This is a genomic window from Mesorhizobium sp. M1A.F.Ca.IN.020.06.1.1 (assembly GCF_004023265.1).
Taxonomy (GTDB): Bacteria; Pseudomonadota; Alphaproteobacteria; order Rhizobiales; family Rhizobiaceae; genus Mesorhizobium.
Genome location: NZ_RZSR01001323.1, coordinates 1 through 1229 on the forward strand (window position 1 = coordinate 1; position 1229 = coordinate 1229).

The window sequence follows — 1229 nt, forward strand, 5'->3', positions numbered from 1 at the left end:
GCCGACATCCTGCGCGAGCTCGATGAGCCACCGCGCTCGGAACTGCTTGGCGCGCTTGCCCCACCGCTGCGCGCGACGCTGCTTTCGATTCTCGGTTATCCCGAAGGCAGCGCCGCCTCGATCATGACGACCGAGTTCGTCAGCGTGCCTTCGGACTGGACCGTCGGCCGCACGCTCGACCACATCCGCAAAGTCGAGCGCACGCGCGAGACCGTCTATGCGATTTACATCACCGACAAGGAGACGCAGCTCCTGCTGCGGGCGACGGGCTTGCGCCGGCTGATCACCGGCGAGCCTCTGGACTCGATCCTGTCGGTGGCGCCGGATCGCATGCCGGTCACGGTCACGCCGCTGACCGATCGCGAAACGCTGGCGCAGACGATCTCCAAATACGATCTGCTCGCCCTGCCGGTTGTGGATCACGGCAAGATCCTCGGCATCGTCACCATCGACGACATCATCGACACCATGGTCGAGGAAACGACCGAAGACGTTCATCGTTTCGGCGGCATGGAGGCGCTGGACGAGCCCTATATGAAGATGGGCTTTCTCGCCATGATCCAGAAGCGGGCCGGCTGGCTATGCGCACTGTTCCTCAGCGAGATGCTCACGGCGAACGCCATGCAGAGCTACGAGGGCGAGTTGGAGAAGGCGATCGTGCTCACCCTCTTCATCCCGCTGATCATGAGCTCGGGCGGCAATTCCGGCTCGCAGGCGACCTCGCTCGTCATCCGCGCGCTGGCACTGCGCGAGATCGGCCTTCGCGACTGGTGGCGTGTCGCCTTGCGCGAGCTGCCGACCGGTTTGGTGCTCGGCTCGATCCTCGGCATAGTCGGCATCTGCCGCATCGCGCTCTGGCAGTATTTCGGCTTCTACGACTATGGCCCGCATTGGATGCTGATCGCGGCAACGGTTGGCGCGGCGCTGGTCGGCATCGTGACCTTCGGCTCGCTGTCGGGATCGATGCTGCCTTTCGCGCTGAAGCGCATCGGCTTCGATCCGGCAAGCGCCTCGGCACCGTTCGTCGCCACGCTGGTCGATGTCACCGGGCTGGTGATCTATTTCTCGGTGGCTCTGGTGATCCTGCGCGGCACGCTCCTCTAGCCAAGAAGCTTCGCGCCGCCGGCATGGCCGGCGGCGCCTTCCCGGCTTGGCTTCAAACCCGCTCCCCGTTCTTCACGCGATAGGTCGGCTTGTACATGGTGACCAGCTCCTCCGCCGCTGTCGGG

1 protein-coding gene is annotated in these 1229 nt (G+C 64.7%); it reads left to right on the forward strand.

Annotation, left to right across the window (positions count from 1 at the left end):
* The coding region (mgtE, locus tag EOA60_RS33670; protein ID WP_128312658.1) for a magnesium transporter at positions 1-1104 on the forward strand (1104 nt) is incomplete at its 5' end.
* Between the last annotated feature and the right edge of the window lie 125 nt (positions 1105-1229).